Annotated in this window: 1 protein-coding gene; it reads right to left on the bottom strand. The window is 59.9% G+C overall.

Annotation, left to right across the window (positions count from 1 at the left end; genetic code table 11):
• Nucleotides 1–31 precede the first annotated feature (31 nt).
• Nucleotides 32–1,281: IS630 family transposase (locus tag H8A95_RS43090; RefSeq protein WP_229188458.1), on the bottom strand; the 1,250-nt coding region annotated here is incomplete at its 5' end.

Raw genomic sequence — 1,281 nt, 5'->3', positions numbered from 1 at the left:
CTAGGTCAGCGTTTTCGTAGTTCGAATCATATCAGGCGGCCTCGGCGAGCTTGTAGGACCAAGTGTGGATGACGGGATGGCGATTGACGTCGTCAATGCCGGCCATGATGCGCTCCTTGAGTTCGTGTTTTGAGGTCACCCGGATGTGGCGCAAGACGGAGCGGGCGAACTTGGAGAAGAAGCCCTCGATGAGGTTGAGCCAGGAGCCGTGCTTGGGCGTGAACGTAAATTCGAAGCGGCCTACGGGTCGTGTATCGAGCCAGGCTCTGGTTTCTTTCGAGATGTGTGCGGAATGATTGTCGAGGATCAACTTGATCGTGGTCCTGGCCGGGTAAGCGGCATCGAGAAGTTTGAGGAATTCGATGAACTCGCGGCTGCGGTGGCGGTCTTTGACGAGCGCGTGGACCTTCCCGGTCAGCAGATCAATTCCAGCCAACAAGCTGAGCGTGCCATGACGTCGATACTCAAAATCGCGAGCAAAAGCCGGATAAACGCCTGGCACGGGCGACAAATCCGGCGCCGTCGTCGCGATGGCTTGGATCCCCGGCTTTTCGTCGTAAGAGACGATCGTCACCGGCTTGCCCGATTTCTTCGACTTGGCTTTCTTCGACTTGGCGGCGGCCTTTTTCAGGACCTGAACCTCGCGATAGACACACAGGACCTCCGCCATTTTCTGCTCGAACTCGGCATCGCGACGCTCCAGATAGTAGCGCACCTTGTGCGGCTTGATTTCCTCTTGGCCGAGAATCTTGCACACCGTGCCCTGGACCAGGTTGGCAAGGCACTGGTACCCCACCGACGGGCCGTGCTCGCGCGCATGGCGTGCCAGCAGCCGCGTCGTCCACAACTCGTGCGGATAGCCGTGCTCCTTGGCCTTGTCGCACGCCAAAGACACCAGCCAGGCCTTGGCCTCCGGCGTGATCACCGGCTCCTTGCCTGGTCGCGGTCGGTCGTCGAGTGCCGCCAACGCACCATGGGCTACCGCCCGTTCAACGCAACGCTGGACCGTCTGATGATGGGCGCCAAGTCTTCGTGCCACGGCAAAGAACGACGGGTTCTCGCGGTAGGCCAGCAGCATCGCCGCCCGCGATACCCGGCTCGCCGGCTCGGTCCGCGACCGCGAAAGAGCCGTCAACGTCTCAATTTCCTCCTGGCTCATCGCCAACTCGACTGCTTGCCGCCATGTTGCCATGATACCAATCCTCGTTCGAACAAACTCAAACGAGGAATCCACGAGCACACTTCCAGTTCCGTGCATGCCGGTTTCATGGAATCGGTCGT

The sequence above is a fragment of the Bradyrhizobium oropedii genome (genome assembly GCF_020889685.1).
GTDB lineage: Bacteria > Pseudomonadota > Alphaproteobacteria > Rhizobiales > Xanthobacteraceae > Bradyrhizobium > Bradyrhizobium oropedii.
The sequence above is the reverse complement of the archived record's forward strand: the minus strand, read 5'-3'. Positions and strand labels throughout refer to the sequence as shown.